Source organism: Paraburkholderia sp. SIMBA_053 (genome assembly GCF_046534895.1).
Taxonomy (GTDB): domain Bacteria; phylum Pseudomonadota; class Gammaproteobacteria; order Burkholderiales; family Burkholderiaceae; genus Paraburkholderia; species Paraburkholderia caledonica.
The window spans coordinates 1-15,060 of the sequence record NZ_JAWRXU010000014.1 but is presented as its reverse complement, the minus strand read 5'-3'; the positions used below and the strand labels follow the sequence as shown (position 1 = coordinate 15,060).

Sequence of the window (15,060 nt, the reverse complement as noted above, 5' to 3'; positions counted from 1 at the left end):
GCATCGGGCAGTCATCAAGCGAGACAGGCGCGCGCCATATCACGCAAAAGGAGTTGTATTTCATATGAGTTGCGAGCCCACAGCAGGTTCAGTGCATCCCCCGGCAGCGGCCGCGTCCGAAACGGCGGCGCACGGTCATATCGAGCGGGTCAGCGGTGCGCGGATCGTGGCGGAAGTGCTGGGTGCCTATGGGGTGCCCGCGGTCACGTTCATTCCGGGCGAAGGCATTCTCGAAATCGTCGATGCACTCGCGTGTCACACGCCGCGGATCGCACTCGCCAGCTTTCGTCACGAAGCGGGCATGGCGTACGCGGCCCAGGCGATAGGTCAGTTGAGCGGTCAGCCGGGAGTCTGTCTGGCCGCGCGCGCGCCCGGCGCGTTGAACACCGCGCTCGCAGTACATACCGCTTTCACGGATAGCGCGCCGATGATCCTGATTGTCGGGCAGACGAGCCGGGCTGTATCCGGCCGCGAGGCGATGCTCAATGCCGACGACTTCCAGCGCGTGTTCGGCCCGCTCGCCAAATGGGTGGGGTTGATCGACGCGCCCGAGCGCATCGGCGAGATGTTCGCGCGCGCCTGGCACGTAGCGCTGAGCGGACGACGCGGACCGGTGGTGCTCGTCATACCCGAGGACGTCGCGCAGGCCCAAGCGCGACTCTCCACCCCCGCGCTGCCACGGTTGCCCACGCCGTCCATTGCGCGTGCGGACCTCGGCCGCCTGCGCGGCATGCTGCAATCCGCGCTTCGGCCCATGATCATCGTGGGCGGAACGGGCTGGCAGCGTGCGTCGCTCGAAACGCTCGCGGCACTCGCTCGCCGGCATGTCGTGCCGGTGGCGACGACCTACCGGCGGCGCGATCTGATCGATCACGACGATGCCGTTTTCGTGGGCGAAATCGGCATCGGGATCGATCCGGCGCTGGCCCGACGCGTGCGCGAAGCCGATCTGCTGATCGTGCTGAACGGCCGCCTCGGCGAACTCAACACGCTCGGCGAAGGATTCAAAGGTTATGCGCTGATCGAACCCGATGCCGGTCGACGCGGCAATGCTCAGCGCCTCGTTCACATTCACGCCGACGCAGGCGAGCTGAACGCTGTCTATCAGGCCGATCTCGCGCTGCTCGCGCAGGCGGACGCGGCGGTCGATGCGTGGCAGGAGGCAAGCGCAGCCGACGCTCCCTGGTGCGATCCGCAAGCGCTCGACGCACGGCGCGGGTGGCTCGGCGCGCTGCGCGCCGAGCGTCTTGCGTACGTGACGGGCGGCCGCTGCGAAGGTCCGCTCGATCTGCGCGCCGTGTACGCCACGCTCGACGCCACGCTGGACGACGACGCTGTCGTGACTTCGGGCGCGGGCGCTTACGCGATCTGGCCGCAGCGCTATCTGACCCACCATCGGCCGGGCACGCAGTTGGGTCCCAAAAGCGGCGCGATGGGCTATGGGCTTGCTGCCGCGATCGGCGCGGCGCTGGTACTCGAACCTGCCCGGCAGATCGTCGCGATAGCGGGCGACGGCTGCCTGATGATGCACGCGGAAGAACTTGAAACCGCCGTGCGGCTGGGCATTTCGCTGCTTGTGCTGGTGGTGAACAACCGCGCATATGGTGCAATCGACGGAGCACAGCGGCGGCTTTTCGGGCGCACGACCGGTACCGAGCTCGGCAACATCGATTTCGCGGCTTTTGCACGCGCATTCGGCGTGAAGAGCTGGGCGGTCGAGGAGACGGTCGCTTTTTCGCCCGCGCTCGACGCGGCGATCGCGGAGTCCGGAGTCAGGTTGATTGAATTGTGCGTTCCGCGATCGGTGGGCAAGCCGCTCGCGTGATGCATTGCGGCCCTGCAAAGGCCGATAAACGCCGCTCAAGACGGTCTTTTTTTGTACTTTCCCCGGCAGTCTCATGAAAGCAATCGAAAATCCTGTATCGGAGCATGGTGTGTTCGGCGCATCGGCGCTGTCACGCAATCCGGCGGCGCTGCCCGCGGCCATCGCAGAGGCCTTGCCGGGCGTGCGGAACGCTGCAACGGCGCCATCTCGCGGACAAGCTCACGTGATCGTCGTAGGCTCCGGCATCGCCGGTCTGACCGCCGCTTACCGGCTGCATCGGGCGGGACTGCGGGTGACCGTGCTCGAAGCGAATGACGTGGTCGGCGGCCGCATGGGCGACCGGCGCGTTGGCGATGTCGCGTTCAATAGCGGCGCGCGTCTCGTGTATCCGTTCGGCGGCGCATTCAACCAGCTCATTGCGGATCTTTCGCTTCACGACGTGCTGATTCCGTTGCGCCACTTGACGGCGCAATGCGTGTCGTCCAGCGGCAGTCATACCATCGAGCTGATGCCTTCGATCCGCTCGCTGGCCACGCCCGGTCTGCCGATGCGCGAGCGCTTCGCGCTGGCGGGTCATGCGCTGCGGATGCGCGCGCAACGCAGCCGGGTCGACCCGGATTGGGCGATGAGCGCAATCGCCGACGATCCCGCCGCCGATCGGCAAACGCTCGCGGAATACGTCCGCGATGCGATCGGACCGCAGGCGCTCTCCAGCATGGTCGAACCGGTGTTCCGCTCGACCCGCGGCTTCAACCCGGAGACGCTGTCCGCGTTGTTTTACCGTTCGACCGTGCCACACCTGATCGGTGAAGACACCGTCTATACGCTGAAGGGCGGTATGGGCTGCGTGTGCCAGGCTTTGGCCGCGCGGCTCGATGTGCGTACGAATGCACCCGTCGCTTCGATTGAAGCCGTCCAGCCGGCCGCGCAGGAAGAGTCAGGCGGGGCGGCGCGGAGCACGGGTGACGTGCCGGCGCTCGGCCGGCGGTTTGCCGTGACGCTGCGTGACGGTGAGGTGCTGGCAGCCGACCACGTGGTGTGCGCGACCGAGGGCTCGCTCGCGGCGGCGCTGGTCCGCAAGCCGCAGCGGGCGGAGCGCGAGATGTTCGACGCGGTGCGCTATAACGCGCTCGGTGTCGTTCATTATGGTTTGTCGCAGCCGCTGCCGCCGTTGCTGCAGTTTGCAGCGCGTGGCGCGCCCAGCCGCATTTCGACGTTTCAGCAGTTGCCTGCTGCGCCCGGCAGTGGGCGCCCGCTTGCGCAGATCTATTGCCAGTTGACGCCGGAAGCAGCGGAAGAGGCGGAGCGCCGCGGCCTGACCAACAACCTTGATGCCATGCTGCGCGACGAACTGCGCTCACGGATTGTCGATTTCGACCGCCATGTGAGCGCCGTCGTGAATCAGTGGATTCCCCGCAAGTTGCCGGTGTTCGCGCCGGGCTACGGCGGGCGTTTGCAGGCGTTCTGGCGCTGGCAGGAGGAGGCCGCGCGCGGCGCGGAGCGCCCGGTCGTCTACTGCGGCGACTGGACCTCCCAGGCGCTGCTTACCGGCGCCTGTGCGAGCGGCGAACGTGCCGCGCGGATTGTGCTGTCACGTGAGCAAAACTAGGCAAAACGGACCAACTTTTAGCGAAACGGCATAAGCCGGGCGCGAAATAAATTCGCCCACGGGTTCAATGCTACAAATTCGCTACCCCATCCACGCTACGGAAAACCAGAATGAAGGGCTCAATCCGCACCGTCCGACGCCAGCCAGTTGCGCGGCACGCCATCCGGGCCGCGCTCGCCGCCATTGCCGTTTTCGCCGCCTTGGCCGGCTTTCTTGCGACGCCGGCCAAGTCGGCCTCGACGCAGGCACCCGCAGGTGCGCCGATAACCATCGGCATCGCCAATCTTGGACCGCATCCGTCGCTGGCCAGAACGATCCAGGGCTTCAAGGACGAAATGGCCCGTGAAGGTTACGTGGAAGGCAAAAACGTGAACTACGCGTACAGCGATGCCAACTTCACGCAGGCGCTGATGCCGCAGATGTTCTCGCAAATCCTGACGAAGAATCCGGCGCTCATCCTCACCGTGACCACTTCCGTTTCGCAAGTGGCGCGCGCAGCCGTGACAGACCGGTCGATCCCTCTGATCTTCACCGAAGTCACCGATCCGGTCGCCGCGGGCCTCACGCCGGACTGGCAGCACGGCAGCGACCGCTTCAACGGCTCGTCGGACCTGCAGGATTTCGATGCCGTGCTGGCGTTCGCGAAGAAGCTGCTGCCCGGTGTCAAGTCGTTCGGCTCGCTGTACAACCCCGGTGAGGCGAACGACGTCGTCACGACGCACGCGCTCGAAGCCGCCGCCAGGCGCGCCGGCCTCGAATTCAAGCCGGTCAGCGTGGATAGCGTGAACGACATCACGCAACGGGCGCAATTGCTCAACGGCGTGGGTTTTGTCTACATTACCGGCTCGAACCTCGTGCAGTCAGCGATTCCCGCCGTCGCGGCCAGCATGCAGCGTATGAAGGTGCCTGTGATCAGCTCGGAAACCGAAGCCATCAAGAAAGGCATGGCGACGGCTTCGTATGCGGTCTCGCTGCAATCGGTGGGCGCGAACGCGGCTCGTGTCGCCGTGCGCGCGCTGAAGGGCGAGAAAACCACCGCAATGCCGGTCATGCTTCCAGCCAGGACCGATTATGTGACCCAGATCAGCCGCAGCCAGTTTGCAAAACTTGGCCTGACGGTGCCCAAGTCTTTTGAGGATTGCACATGCTTCATCGACTGAAAGACCATCGGACGGCAAAGGTAACGACCATGCGTGAGAAACACATACCCATGCTGTCCGTGGAACAGATCAGCAAGACCTTTCATCCGGGCACGGTAGACGAGCGAATCGCGTTGACCGATGTTTCGTTGAAGCTTCAGGCGGGTGACTTCGCCGTTGTCGTGGGCGGCAACGGCGCCGGCAAATCGACGTTTCTCAACATGCTTGCCGGTGAAGTGCTGCAGGACTCGGGCGTGATCGCCATCGACGGAAAGGATCTCACGTCGCTGCCTACGCACCAGCGCGCAAGGTACATTTCACGTGTGTTCCAGGACCCCTCCGTGGGTACGGCAGCCGCGCTGAGCCTGGAAGAAAATCTGGCGGTCGCCAATCTGCGCGGGCTCAAGCGTGGCTTCGGACGCGGCCTTACGCGGTCGCAATCGGACGCGTTCCGCGAACGGATCGCGTCGTTCGACCTTAACTTGGAGAAGCGCATGAAGGCGAAGGCGTCGCTGCTTTCGGGCGGCCAACGCCAAGCGCTCTCGCTGCTGATGGCCGTGCTGCAGCGCCCGCAGCTTCTGCTGCTCGATGAGCACACCGCGGCGCTCGACCCGCGCACGGCGGCGATCGTCATGCGTGTCACCGAGCAGGTGGTACGTGAAACCGGCCTCACCACCTTGATGGTGACGCACAACATGCAGCACGCGCTCGATTACGGCAATCGCCTCGTGATGATGCGCGACGGGCGCATTGTCGGCGATCTGACCGGCGACGCCAAACGCGCCATGACAATGGAGAAGCTCATGGCAACCTTCAATGAAGAGCCAGCATTGGCACGTACGGTGAACGCATGAATCTGATCAATGGTTTTATCGGCCTCGTGCCGGTCGGCATGATGCAGGGATTGACGTATGCGTTGATCGCCGTCGCCATCATGATTCCGTTCCGCATTCTGAACTTCTCGGACATGACGGGCGAAGGCGCGTTTCCGTTCGGCGCATGCGTGTGCGCGAAGCTGCTGATCGTCGGCTTCGATCCGGTCATGGCGCTGTTGGGAGGCGCGCTCGCCGGCTTCGTCGCGGGCGTGTTGACGGGCTACATCCATGAGAAGGCGAAGATCAATACGCTGCTCTGCGGCATCCTGGTGTTGTCGATGCTGTACTCGGTCAATATTCGCGTGATGGGTCAGCCGAACTCGGCGCTATTTGCCTATTCCAGCGTGTTTTCGTGGCTGCCGGATGCGGGCGGCGGTTATTTGCCGCGCATTCTCATGCTGACGGTAATCGATGCGGCGGTCGGCGTGGGCGTGTTGTGGTTTCTCGGCACGCAACACGGTCTCGCCATGCGTGCAATCGGTTCGAGTCCGTCGATGGCCAAAGCCCAGGGCATCAACGTGAAGGTTTATACGCTGATTGGCCTGGGTCTCGCCAACCTGTTCGCCGCGCTCGGCGGCGCAATGCTCGCGCAAAACCAGGGATTCGCCGACGTGAACATGGGCTTTGGCGTGCTCGTCAATGGGCTTGCCGCGCTGTTGCTCGGGGAAGCGGTGGTGGGCAACCGTTCGATGCTGCGCCAGGTGCTCGCGCCGATCCTCGGCTCGATCATCTACTTCCAGCTCATCTCGATCGTGCTCGCCATCGGCTTCCAGCCTTCGGATCTGAAGCTCGTTACCGCGCTCTTCGTACTCGTCACGCTGCTCTCGATGGCGGCGCGCAAGAAGCGCGGCGGCAACGGCAGGAAAGCGTCGGCGGTCGCCGCGAGGGCGTAGTTTCATCGCATCTGGCCGGGCACGTGTTAACGGAGCAAAGTCAAAGGCCCGGAACCTTGATTCCGGGCCTTTCCATTCCTGCTATTTCGCATCAGGCAGGCAAGCAGCCCCGTTCACATCAACGCGACGCGAGCGATACCGCAAGTCCCTGCCAGCGTGCGTACGGTTTGTCTGACGCGATGCCCAACTGATCGAGCACCCGCATCACCGTATAGTCGATCATCGCGTCGATGCTGTCCGGCTTTGCGTAGAACGCGGGCAGTGGCGGCATGACGACTGCGCCCATCTCTGCCGCAAGCGTCATGTTACGCAGATGAGCCAGCGTCAGCGGTGTCTCGCGCGCAAGCAGAACGAGTTTGCGCCTCTCCTTTAGCGCGACGCTTGCCGCGCGGGCAACGAGATTGTCGTCGAAGCCGTGCGCGACAGCGGCCAGTGTTTTCATCGAACACGGTGCGATCACCATACCGTCGTGATGGTACGAGCCGCTTGCGATGCTGGCGCCCACTTCGTTCTGGTCGTGATAAACGTCGGCAGCATCGCGTAGCGCGGCGCGGTCGCAACCCGTTTCGTCGGCCAGGGTCATCCAACCCGCGCGCGACACGACCAGGTGCGTGGTTGCACCACATGCACGCAGCGCTGCCAGAAGCCGCACCCCGTATATCGCGCCAGTCGCGCCCGTGATCGCGACCACGATGCGCCGTTGCCGTTCGCCCGCGCCGCCGTCATGACCGTCCATGCGCGCGTTCATGACGCGAGCCGCGAAAAATGCGGCAGATAGTCGTCGAGCACGATCTGCTGCATGCGGGGAATCGACTTGCGCTCAAATTCGGCTTCGCGTCCCCAGGGCTTGGTGGCGTCGAGTGCGAGCCGGCCCCAATGATCCTTGTGCGCGTCGCGGTAGAAGCCCGGTACGTCGTGCAGCACCATCGTGCGGGTGTCTGCGCGGCCTCGCGTGAGAAACGCCCATATGACCTCGTCCATATTGTAGATGTCCACGTCTTTGTCCACCACGATAACGAGCTTGTTGTAGTCGAGGTGCGAGCCAAGCGCGGCCAGCAACGCATGTTGCGCGTGCCCTTCGTATTGCTTGTCGAGTTTGATGACCGTGTTCATCACCGTGGGACGGCAACTCACGTCGAGCACACCGCGCACCTGGCCCGCAATCGCCTTGTAGATGCGTGCGGCCGTAGCGGCTTCGAGCGGACGCAAATCTTCGTCGGAGCCGCAGATCAGCCCCTGATAGACGGCACCCTCGCGCCAGCCGACGTGCGTGACTTCGAACACGTGATTGTCGCCCACCTCGACGTAGTAACCCATGAATTCACCGAACGGACCCTCTGGCCGCTTCACGTTCGGCAGGATGCGCCCTTCGATGACGATCTCCACCGAAACAGGGACATCGATACCGACCGTATAGGCGGGGCGCACGGCGATGGGGCCGCCGCGCATGGTTGCCGCCAGTGCCAGTTCGTCGGCGTCCGGAGGCAGCGATACGCAGGCACTCATGAATATTTCGGGGTCGGCGCCGAGAAGGATGACGGCTTCCAGTGCTTCGCCGCGCGCCTCCGCACGCTGCTGGAACTGTGCGAGATCATGGCTGCTGCCCAGACGGATTCGCAACTCGTTGTCCGAGACCACCATTGAACGATGAAACGACAGGTTGCTGCGCCCGCTGTCGGGGTCCTTCGCGAGAAAGACTCCGGCGGTGACGTACGGTGCGCCGTCACGCTCGTGATGGGTCAGGACCGGCAGATCGGAGAGCTTGCCGGTGACCCAGTCCGCAGGCGGCGCGACGCGTTCTACCGGCGTGTCGAGCTGAGCGGCGAGTGAGATTTCTCGCGTGAGACGCGCGCAGAACGTTTCGTTCTCTTCACAGCGAATAATTTCGCGCAGCCGGTCGTGGTCGGTATAGAGGTTGAGCAGAACGGGCAGACGGCTGCCGCGTACGTTCTCGAACAGCACGGGCCGCGTTGTTTCCTGCTGCAGACGGCGCGCGACGGCGGCGACTTCATGGCGCGGATCGACTTCGCGAGTCACGGTCAATAGTTCGCCGCGTGCGCGCAGCCGGGAAAGGTAATGTCTCATGGTAAGGCGGACCTCATGGGTAAGAGCTTGTCGCGGCTATTGCCGCGTGTGGGCTACTTATACCTGCGCCAGATCGAGGGGGACATGGGCGATCGGGACACCGATCTAGGCAAAACGGTTTTTTATCGGCGACACGTGTCACCGGGCCGCGGAAGTCGGGAACGCACTAGGGGCGGCTTTTTTTTGATGGGGCAATAATAGGGACGTCTGCGATGCGGTCAATCGCATAGTCAGTTCGCCAGGTTCTCTGGTTCTGGAGTCCGATATGCCGACGCTTCCTGGAATGCCCGCGGGTCTGCCGCGAGGCCTCTTTCGCACCTCGCTAGCCGGGCAGCAATCGCGGCTCACCGAAGCGTTCGACGCGCTGCGCACGCGGCCGGATTGCATCAGCGTGCCGGAATTCGGCCTGTATGGCGCAGTTGTTCCGGTGCCGGGTGATGCGGAGGAGGGCGTGTGGCGCATGGCGAGCATTCGGGACGAGATTTTCATTGTCGTGTCCGACTGCAACTACGCGCATAGCCGCTCGGAGAGCGTGCTGCCCGAGTCGTTTGTCGAGTTTCACTTTTCACTGTCGGGTCCTGCGAGTGTCGACTTCTCGGACACAGGCAATCTCCAGGTCAACGCGCCCAATCTGCTGGTGTGCCGCCAAGGCGCGGACGTGCGCTACCAGGTCACGTGCGGACCGGGCCCGTGGCAGTCGGTTGGGCTTTATGTCACGCAGCGGTATTTCGACAGGCTATTGCGCTCCCTGGGCGGCGAAGCTGATCGAATCCGCGCGGAATTGGCCGCAGTCGGCTTCGATCAGATCTATAACCGGCAGATGCCTTTCAGTGTGGAAGCGCTGCATATTGCGGAGCAGTTGCTTGCGTCGCCGTATCGCGGCGCGCGCCAGATGCTATATCTCGACGGCAAGTGCACGGAGATCCTGTGCGCGTGCATCGAAATGTGGCTCGCGCATCTGAATGCCGACAAACCGGGTGAAACGCTTTCGGCGCGCGACTTACGGCTCATCGAGAAGGCACGCGAAATGATCGTTGGGGATTTGCGGCACGCGCCGACCATTCCGGAACTGGCTCGTGTCGTGGGCACGAATGCATCCAAACTCAAGCGCGGTTTCAAGTTTCTCTACGGCATGACGATTTTCGACTATGGACATCGTTGCCGGATGAACCATGCGTTGCATCTGCTGGTCGATGAACGTCAGCCGGTGGGGCAAGTCGCACTTGCGGTGGGTTATCAGCATCAGACGAGCTTTACCGCGGCATTTCGCGACTACTTCGGCTTTGCGCCGAAAGATGCGCGCCGTCTCGCGAGTCCGCTTAGTCACGGACCGGTCATTTCGCATACCGCGGCAAATGATATGTCTCAATGCGGCAGCGAGCGCGTGCGCCAAATCGCGCGGCAGGCTGCGGGCCACGGCGTGAACGAAATCGCGGAAAAGACGGCGCCGGAACAACGTTGACGCGCCACCTGCATTTGCGCGACGCACTTTGATTTAGGAATTCGGCCGGATTGCCTCGCGCATGGTACTCGTTGTGTTTCTGCGTTGCTAGCATCGGTCATCGTCAAACAGATCGTGTGTCTGAAGCACGGCTCGCGATGTCCGAATGACCCGCTTCTCGCGGGCAATACCACGCAACGAAAGGAAACACGATGGCATCTATCGCAGTTCGCAACCCTCGCACCGGCGAGCTTGACTATGAAATCGACGATATGGACGCAGCGCGCATCGGCACTCTGGTGTCCGCCGCTCGCGAAGCGCAACACGCCTGGGCACAGGGCGGTCTGACGTATCGCACGAAGGCGCTGCTTGCCTGGGCCGACGAGCTCGAAAGGAATGGAGCGGAAGTGGTGGCGGCGCTGTCGATCGATACGGCTCGCCACCGCATTTCCGCGGAAGAGTTGGGTGCGGTGATCCACTTCATCCACGGTTTCTGCGAGCATGCGCCAACCGTTCTGGCCACGCCGTTCCGCAAGCTGGAAGCGCACCCGGATATCGTGTTCAAGGTTACGTACGCGGCCTACCCGGTCGTCGGCATAATCAGCCCCTGGAACTTCCCGCTGGTGCTGTCCTTTATCGACGCGATCGCCGCGCTGGTCGCGGGAGCCGCCGTCATCATCAAGCCGAGCGAAGTGACGCCGCGCTTCATCGAGCCGCTGCGCCGGAGCATCGCGGCCGTGCCGGCGCTCGCGAGCATCATCACGCTCGTGACAGGCGGCGCGCAGACGGGCGCGGCGATCGTCGCGCAGTCGGACGCCGTGGTATTTACCGGCAGTGTGCCGACCGGCCAGAAGATTGCAGTCGCGGCCGCGCAGGCCTTCATTCCAGCGTTCCTCGAACTTGGCGGCAAGGATGCGGCGGTGGTGCTCGCGGGTGCCGACGTCAAGCGGGCCGCGACCAGCATTCTGCGCAGCGCGCTCTACAATTCGGGGCAGGTCTGCTATGCGATCGAGCGCGTATATGCGCACGATTCGCTGCACGACGCACTCGTCGAGGAATTGCGTACCCAGGCGGCCGCATTGAAGCGCAGCAACGCGGCGGGTGACGGCGGCCACTACGGTCCGATGATTTTCGAGAAGCAGGCGGCCATCATAGACGCCCAGCTGGACGATGCGGTGAACAAGGGCGCGTCGATCGTGCTCGGCGGCAGGAGTGAACGAATCAACGGCGCTGTGTGGATCGACCCGACCGTGGTAACGAACGTCGACCACAGGATGACCCTCATGACGGAAGAGACATTTGGTCCGATCGTGCCCGTCATGCGCTTTAATGATGATGCTGAAGCCGAACGCCTGATGAACGACTCCATGTTCGGATTGAGCGGAGCGGTGTTTGGTCCTGACACACACACGGCCGGCGACTTCGCGACGAAGATGGAGGCGGGCGGCGTCAGTATCAACGACACGGAATTGCCGCGTGTGATGATGTTCGACGGTGAGAAAACCGCGTTCAGGAAGTCGGGCATGGGCGGGTCGCGTTATGGCGCGACGAGCATCATGCGGTACGTTCGCAAGCGCGCGCTGCTCGCGAACGAGGGAGAGGTTGCGTCGCTCGACAAACTTGCGGAAAACGCGGGTTAAGCCCGTTGGTTGATGGGCGCGCGCGGCCAAGGAATTCCTCTTCCACGGGCGCGAAAATGAGCGCCGATCAAGTCCGCGACGCCGTTATGGTGAACCGCGTCGCGCCGCGAGAATCGCTGCGCGACGAAACGATGGCACTGGCCCGCAAGATCGCCGTCGGCGACGCCTTCGCGATCATGCTTGTCAAGCGCTCGATCAATCGCGGACTCGACATGCAAGGGCTTCGTGCAGCAATAACCGCGCATTTCGACGCGCACCAGCTTAGCCATCTTTCCGAGTCCTTCCAGCAGCGCCGGAAAGAAGGGTTGTCGCAATCGATCGCGCGCGGCAAATCTATCTAGCTCGCGTTCGCCGATCGCGTTGCAAATACAAACATGACGGTCAGCGCATTCGCGCCTGACGCTCTGGACGAGACATCTTGATGAACAATCTGGAAATCGCCGAGCGCACGAATCAGCACGCGCTCTTCAAGGAGCTCGTCAGTCGACGCGCGCGACTGGTGTGGTCGCTGATGCCGATCGGTCTGATCGCGTATTTATCCTGATCGCGCTGGTCGCGTTCTGGCCGGGTGTTGCGGCTACCCGTCGAACGCGGCACAGCCAGCCCGTCGGCGTCGTGCTGGCGGTGGCAATTCTCGTGCTCGGCTGGATCCTCACTTGGATCTACGTGCGCAAGGCCAGCAGCACGTTCGATCGCCTGAGCGCGCATCTTCTCGACGAGGTGGCGCGATGATCGGAGATTGCATAAAACACATTGGCATCATGTCCGTTTGCGCTGCTCTCGTCGCGCTGTCGCGCGACGCGCGGCAGCGCAGGCAGCCAGCGGCCGGACGTTGAATGCGACGGCCATCGTGATCTTCCTCGCGTTCGTGGGCGTGACGTTCGCAATTACCTGGTGGGCCGCGCGGCGCACCCGCACCGCGAAGGATTTTCTTTCCGCGGGCGACGGCATCAGCGGTATGCAAAACTGGCTCGCGGTCGCGGGAGACTATCTGTCGGCGGCGACCATGCTCGGCGTCGTGAGTCTGGTCTACGCGCGAGGCTACGACGACTTGCTCTACTGCGTCGGCTTTTTCGTCGGCTGGCCGGGGATGCTGCTGCTGATGGCCGAACGCGAGCGCAATCTCGGCCGCTAAACCTTCGTCGACATCGTCGCGTATCGCCTCGATCACGTCGGGGTGCGCTGCATGGCGGCGATCGGCTCGCTGACGGTGGCGTCCTTCTATCTGATCGTGCAGATGGTGGGCGCAGGCGAACTGGTCCAGCTGATGTTCGGCCTGCCATACAACTACGCGGTGATTGCGGTAGGCGTTCTGATGATCGTGTACGTCACGTTCGGCGGCATGCTTGCCACGACGTGGGTGCAGCTCATCAAGGCGGTGCTCATCATGTTCGGTGCGACGCTGCTGATGATTCTCGCGCTCGCGCCTTTCCGCTTCGACTTCGAGACGCTCGCGCAGCAAGCGGTGCAGGTGCATGCGGGCGGCACGGCGATCATGGGTCCGGGCGGTCTGTTTTCCGATCCGGTCTCGTCCCTGTCGCTCGCACTCGACCGCATACCGATAGACTGCCCCTCAGCGATGTCCAAATTGCTGCCTCAACGTGAGCTTATTCACTTTTCCCGTTGCCGTAAAAGGCAGAGACTCCACAAATCTCACGTCGTCCGGCAACCACCACTTGGCGACCTTACCCGCAAAAAACTCGAGCAGTTGTTCGACAGAAATCGAACTACCATCTTTGCGCACTGCTATTAAGATAGGGCGTTCGTCCCACTTCGGATGCGCCCGACCAATGCAGGCGACGGCCTCGATTTCCGGATGGGAGATTGCGATATTCTCCAAGGCTATGGAGGAAATCCATTCGCCGCCCGATTTGATAACATCCTTGCTGCGATCCGTGATATGCAGGAAGCCATCCTCGTCTATAGTTGCCACGTCTCCTGTGGCGAACCACCCGTCACTGAGAGCAGAAGCAGATGCGCCGAAGTAGCGTTCGACCACCCAATGTCCTCGAACCATCAGTTCCCCGCTTGTTCGCCCGTCACGTGGGAGTTCAGCTCCGTCGGGTCCGACCGTTTTCAGTTCGATCCCAGGCACGGCTCGGCCCTGTTTCGAGTCAGTCAGCAACTGTTCTTCGGGCGCTTTTTCGCCGTAGCCCCTTGAGGGCGTGCATACCGTACCTAACGGTGAAGTCTCCGTCATTCCCCATCCATGCACGGCGCGAATCCCAAGCTTCTTGAAGCTTGCCGCGAGGCTCGGTGGACAGGCGGCACCTCCGACGATTACCCGTTGAAGGGTACTACATGGCCTTCCGGTACGTGCAAGATGCTCAACGAAAGCAAGCCATACTGTCGGCACCCCAGCAGACATCGTGACGCCTTCCTCCGCAAAGAGCGTGGACAGTGATTCCCCATCCAGCTTGGCGCCGGGAAGGACAAGCTTAGCCCCCACGAGCGGAGCCGAAAAGGGGATGCCCCACGCATTAACATGGAACATTGGGACGACAGGCGCGACGGTATCTCTGGTCGAAAGACACAACGCATCGGGCAACGCTGATGCGTACGCCATTAGCGTAAGCGACCGATGTGAATACAACACACCTTTCGGATCGCCAGTAGTACCGGACGTATAGCAGAGCATCGCCGCGCGTTCTTCACCGAAGCTTGGCCAGGCGAAGTCTGGCGCATGTTGCGCAATGAGTGACTCGTAGCTTTCAAGCGGCACTGAAAAATCGCGAGGCAGCGCGTCCTCGGAACACAACATGACCCACTTCTCGACATTCCGACACTTTGGCGCTATCTGTTCGACCAGCGTCGCAAACGTCGCGTCAAAAAAGACGTATCGATCCTCGCCGTGATTAATGATGTACTCGATTTGTTCGGGAAACAGGCGAGGGTTGATCGTATGGCACACAGCCCCGATGCCGCTCACCCCATAGTAGAGCTCCATGTGCCGGTAGCCGTTCCACGCCAAGGTGCCGACACGATCACCGGATCCAATACCGCGCTTAATCAAGACCTGGGCTACCTGCTTGCTGCGGACGTGACAGTCTTCGTAGTTGTAGCGATGAATGTCGCCCTCTACGCGACGGGACACAATGTCGACATCAGAATATTGCCGAGCGGCCGCCTGAATGATCGACGAGAGCAGCATGGGGAAGTGCATCATCTGGCCTAACAGCTCCATGTATTCGACTCCTAAACAGCGCAGTTTTATTGCCAACAAGATGGAATGAGGCATACGAGGCGCCTGAAGGGGAATGGCCGCGTACGATATTTGAATCGTTGGTTCGCAAGGTTTGTGAACCAGCATGGTTCACGTAGTGCTGCATCTCACTGCGTGGGCCGCGTAGCTAACCCAAGGCTATCGCGAACGGCCTTCACGCCATCGACGCGCTCCTCGCCGCCTGTACCGCGAGAGGAATCTGACTGGCTTCCTCGACCACTCCAGACAGGATAATGTTGCTAAAGCTCAAAGTCGTCTGCGCCGCCCGTGCCGACCGAACCAATCAGCAATGGCACCCTGGCGGGCACAGTGTTTCGCAACAGGGTGGTG

General features: G+C 62.4%; 13 protein-coding genes and 1 pseudogene. 11 read left to right on the top strand and 3 right to left on the bottom strand.

What is annotated here, in order from left to right; genetic code table 11:
- Positions 1–91 precede the first annotated feature (91 nt).
- The 5 genes from SB753_RS28630 (at position 92) to SB753_RS28610 (ending at position 6,341) form a co-directional block, all read left to right on the top strand.
- A complete protein-coding gene (locus SB753_RS28630) occupies positions 92–1,825 on the top strand; it encodes a thiamine pyrophosphate-dependent enzyme (RefSeq protein WP_410803043.1) in 1,734 nt (577 codons plus the stop codon).
- Positions 1,826–1,898: 73 nt separating this feature from the next.
- Entirely contained in the window at positions 1,899–3,434 is a 1,536-nt protein-coding gene (locus SB753_RS28625) for a protoporphyrinogen/coproporphyrinogen oxidase (RefSeq protein WP_410803041.1), read from the top strand.
- A 110-nt stretch (positions 3,435–3,544) separates the two neighbouring features.
- Positions 3,545–4,594 (top strand): ABC transporter substrate-binding protein, encoded by a 1,050-nt coding sequence (locus tag SB753_RS28620; protein ID WP_410803039.1) that lies wholly within the window; start codon positions 3,545–3,547, stop codon positions 4,592–4,594.
- 50 nt (positions 4,595–4,644) lie between these two features.
- Positions 4,645–5,427: an ABC transporter ATP-binding protein gene (locus SB753_RS28615; protein ID WP_410803227.1), complete on the top strand. Its 783-nt coding sequence runs from the start codon at positions 4,645–4,647 to the stop codon at positions 5,425–5,427.
- Complete coding sequence (locus SB753_RS28610; RefSeq protein WP_410803037.1) at positions 5,424–6,341, top strand: ABC transporter permease; 918 nt, start codon at positions 5,424–5,426, stop codon at positions 6,339–6,341. The genes SB753_RS28615 and SB753_RS28610 overlap by 4 nt, the downstream gene beginning before the upstream one ends.
- 118 nt (positions 6,342–6,459) lie before the next feature.
- On the opposite strand, the gene SB753_RS28605 is transcribed toward SB753_RS28610, so the two are convergent.
- Together SB753_RS28605 and SB753_RS28600 are read right to left on the bottom strand one after the other, a co-directional pair.
- Positions 6,460–7,089, bottom strand: a complete 630-nt coding sequence (locus tag SB753_RS28605) for a UbiX family flavin prenyltransferase (RefSeq protein ID WP_410803035.1) — start codon at positions 7,087–7,089, stop codon at positions 6,460–6,462.
- Entirely contained in the window at positions 7,086–8,426 is a 1,341-nt protein-coding gene (locus tag SB753_RS28600; RefSeq protein WP_410803033.1) for a UbiD family decarboxylase, read from the bottom strand. The genes SB753_RS28605 and SB753_RS28600 overlap by 4 nt, the downstream gene beginning before the upstream one ends.
- Before the next feature lie 265 nt (positions 8,427–8,691).
- On the opposite strand from SB753_RS28600, the gene SB753_RS28595 reads away from it, so the two are divergent.
- The 6 genes and pseudogenes from SB753_RS28595 to SB753_RS28570 form a co-directional block, all read left to right on the top strand.
- Positions 8,692–9,888, top strand: a complete 1,197-nt coding sequence (locus SB753_RS28595) for a helix-turn-helix transcriptional regulator (RefSeq protein WP_410803031.1) — start codon at positions 8,692–8,694, stop codon at positions 9,886–9,888.
- A 191-nt stretch (positions 9,889–10,079) separates the two neighbouring features.
- Positions 10,080–11,507, top strand: a complete 1,428-nt coding sequence (locus tag SB753_RS28590) for an aldehyde dehydrogenase family protein (protein ID WP_410803029.1) — start codon at positions 10,080–10,082, stop codon at positions 11,505–11,507.
- Between the two features lie 86 nt (positions 11,508–11,593).
- Positions 11,594–11,848, top strand: a complete 255-nt coding sequence (locus SB753_RS28585) for a hypothetical protein (protein WP_410803027.1) — start codon at positions 11,594–11,596, stop codon at positions 11,846–11,848.
- An 80-nt stretch (positions 11,849–11,928) separates the two neighbouring features.
- Complete coding sequence (locus SB753_RS28580; RefSeq protein WP_410803025.1) at positions 11,929–12,051, top strand: hypothetical protein; 123 nt, start codon at positions 11,929–11,931, stop codon at positions 12,049–12,051.
- On the top strand, positions 12,009–12,239 hold the full coding sequence (locus SB753_RS28575; protein WP_410803023.1) for a DUF485 domain-containing protein: 231 nt from the start codon (positions 12,009–12,011) through the stop codon (positions 12,237–12,239). The genes SB753_RS28580 and SB753_RS28575 overlap by 43 nt, the downstream gene beginning before the upstream one ends.
- 118 nt (positions 12,240–12,357) lie before the next feature.
- Positions 12,358–13,041 (top strand): annotated as a pseudogene (locus tag SB753_RS28570) (sodium:solute symporter family transporter); the annotation flags it as partial.
- A gap of 39 nt (positions 13,042–13,080) precedes the next feature.
- Here SB753_RS28570 and SB753_RS28565 read toward each other — a convergent pair.
- Entirely contained in the window at positions 13,081–14,691 is a 1,611-nt protein-coding gene (locus SB753_RS28565) for a 3-(methylthio)propionyl-CoA ligase (protein WP_410803225.1), read from the bottom strand.
- Positions 14,692–15,060 lie beyond the last annotated feature (369 nt).

What these genes read in the sequence shown, in the direction of transcription:
- SB753_RS28625 (WP_410803041.1), top strand. Translation starts at nt 1,899, where the DNA reads ATGAAAGCAATCGAAAATCCTGTATCGGAGCATGGTGTGTTCGGCGCA.
- SB753_RS28620 (WP_410803039.1), top strand. Translation starts at nt 3,545, where the DNA reads ATGAAGGGCTCAATCCGCACCGTCCGACGCCAGCCAGTTGCGCGGCAC.
- SB753_RS28615 (WP_410803227.1), top strand. Translation starts at nt 4,645, where the DNA reads ATGCTGTCCGTGGAACAGATCAGCAAGACCTTTCATCCGGGCACGGTA.
- SB753_RS28610 (WP_410803037.1), top strand. Translation starts at nt 5,424, where the DNA reads ATGAATCTGATCAATGGTTTTATCGGCCTCGTGCCGGTCGGCATGATG.
- SB753_RS28605 (WP_410803035.1), bottom strand. Translation starts at nt 7,089, where the DNA reads ATGAACGCGCGCATGGACGGTCATGACGGCGGCGCGGGCGAACGGCAA.
- SB753_RS28600 (WP_410803033.1), bottom strand. Translation starts at nt 8,426, where the DNA reads ATGAGACATTACCTTTCCCGGCTGCGCGCACGCGGCGAACTATTGACC.
- SB753_RS28595 (WP_410803031.1), top strand. Translation starts at nt 8,692, where the DNA reads ATGCCGACGCTTCCTGGAATGCCCGCGGGTCTGCCGCGAGGCCTCTTT.
- SB753_RS28590 (WP_410803029.1), top strand. Translation starts at nt 10,080, where the DNA reads ATGGCATCTATCGCAGTTCGCAACCCTCGCACCGGCGAGCTTGACTAT.
- SB753_RS28585 (WP_410803027.1), top strand. Translation starts at nt 11,594, where the DNA reads ATGGTGAACCGCGTCGCGCCGCGAGAATCGCTGCGCGACGAAACGATG.
- SB753_RS28580 (WP_410803025.1), top strand. Translation starts at nt 11,929, where the DNA reads ATGAACAATCTGGAAATCGCCGAGCGCACGAATCAGCACGCGCTCTTC.
- SB753_RS28565 (WP_410803225.1), bottom strand. Translation starts at nt 14,691, where the DNA reads ATGGAGCTGTTAGGCCAGATGATGCACTTCCCCATGCTGCTCTCGTCG.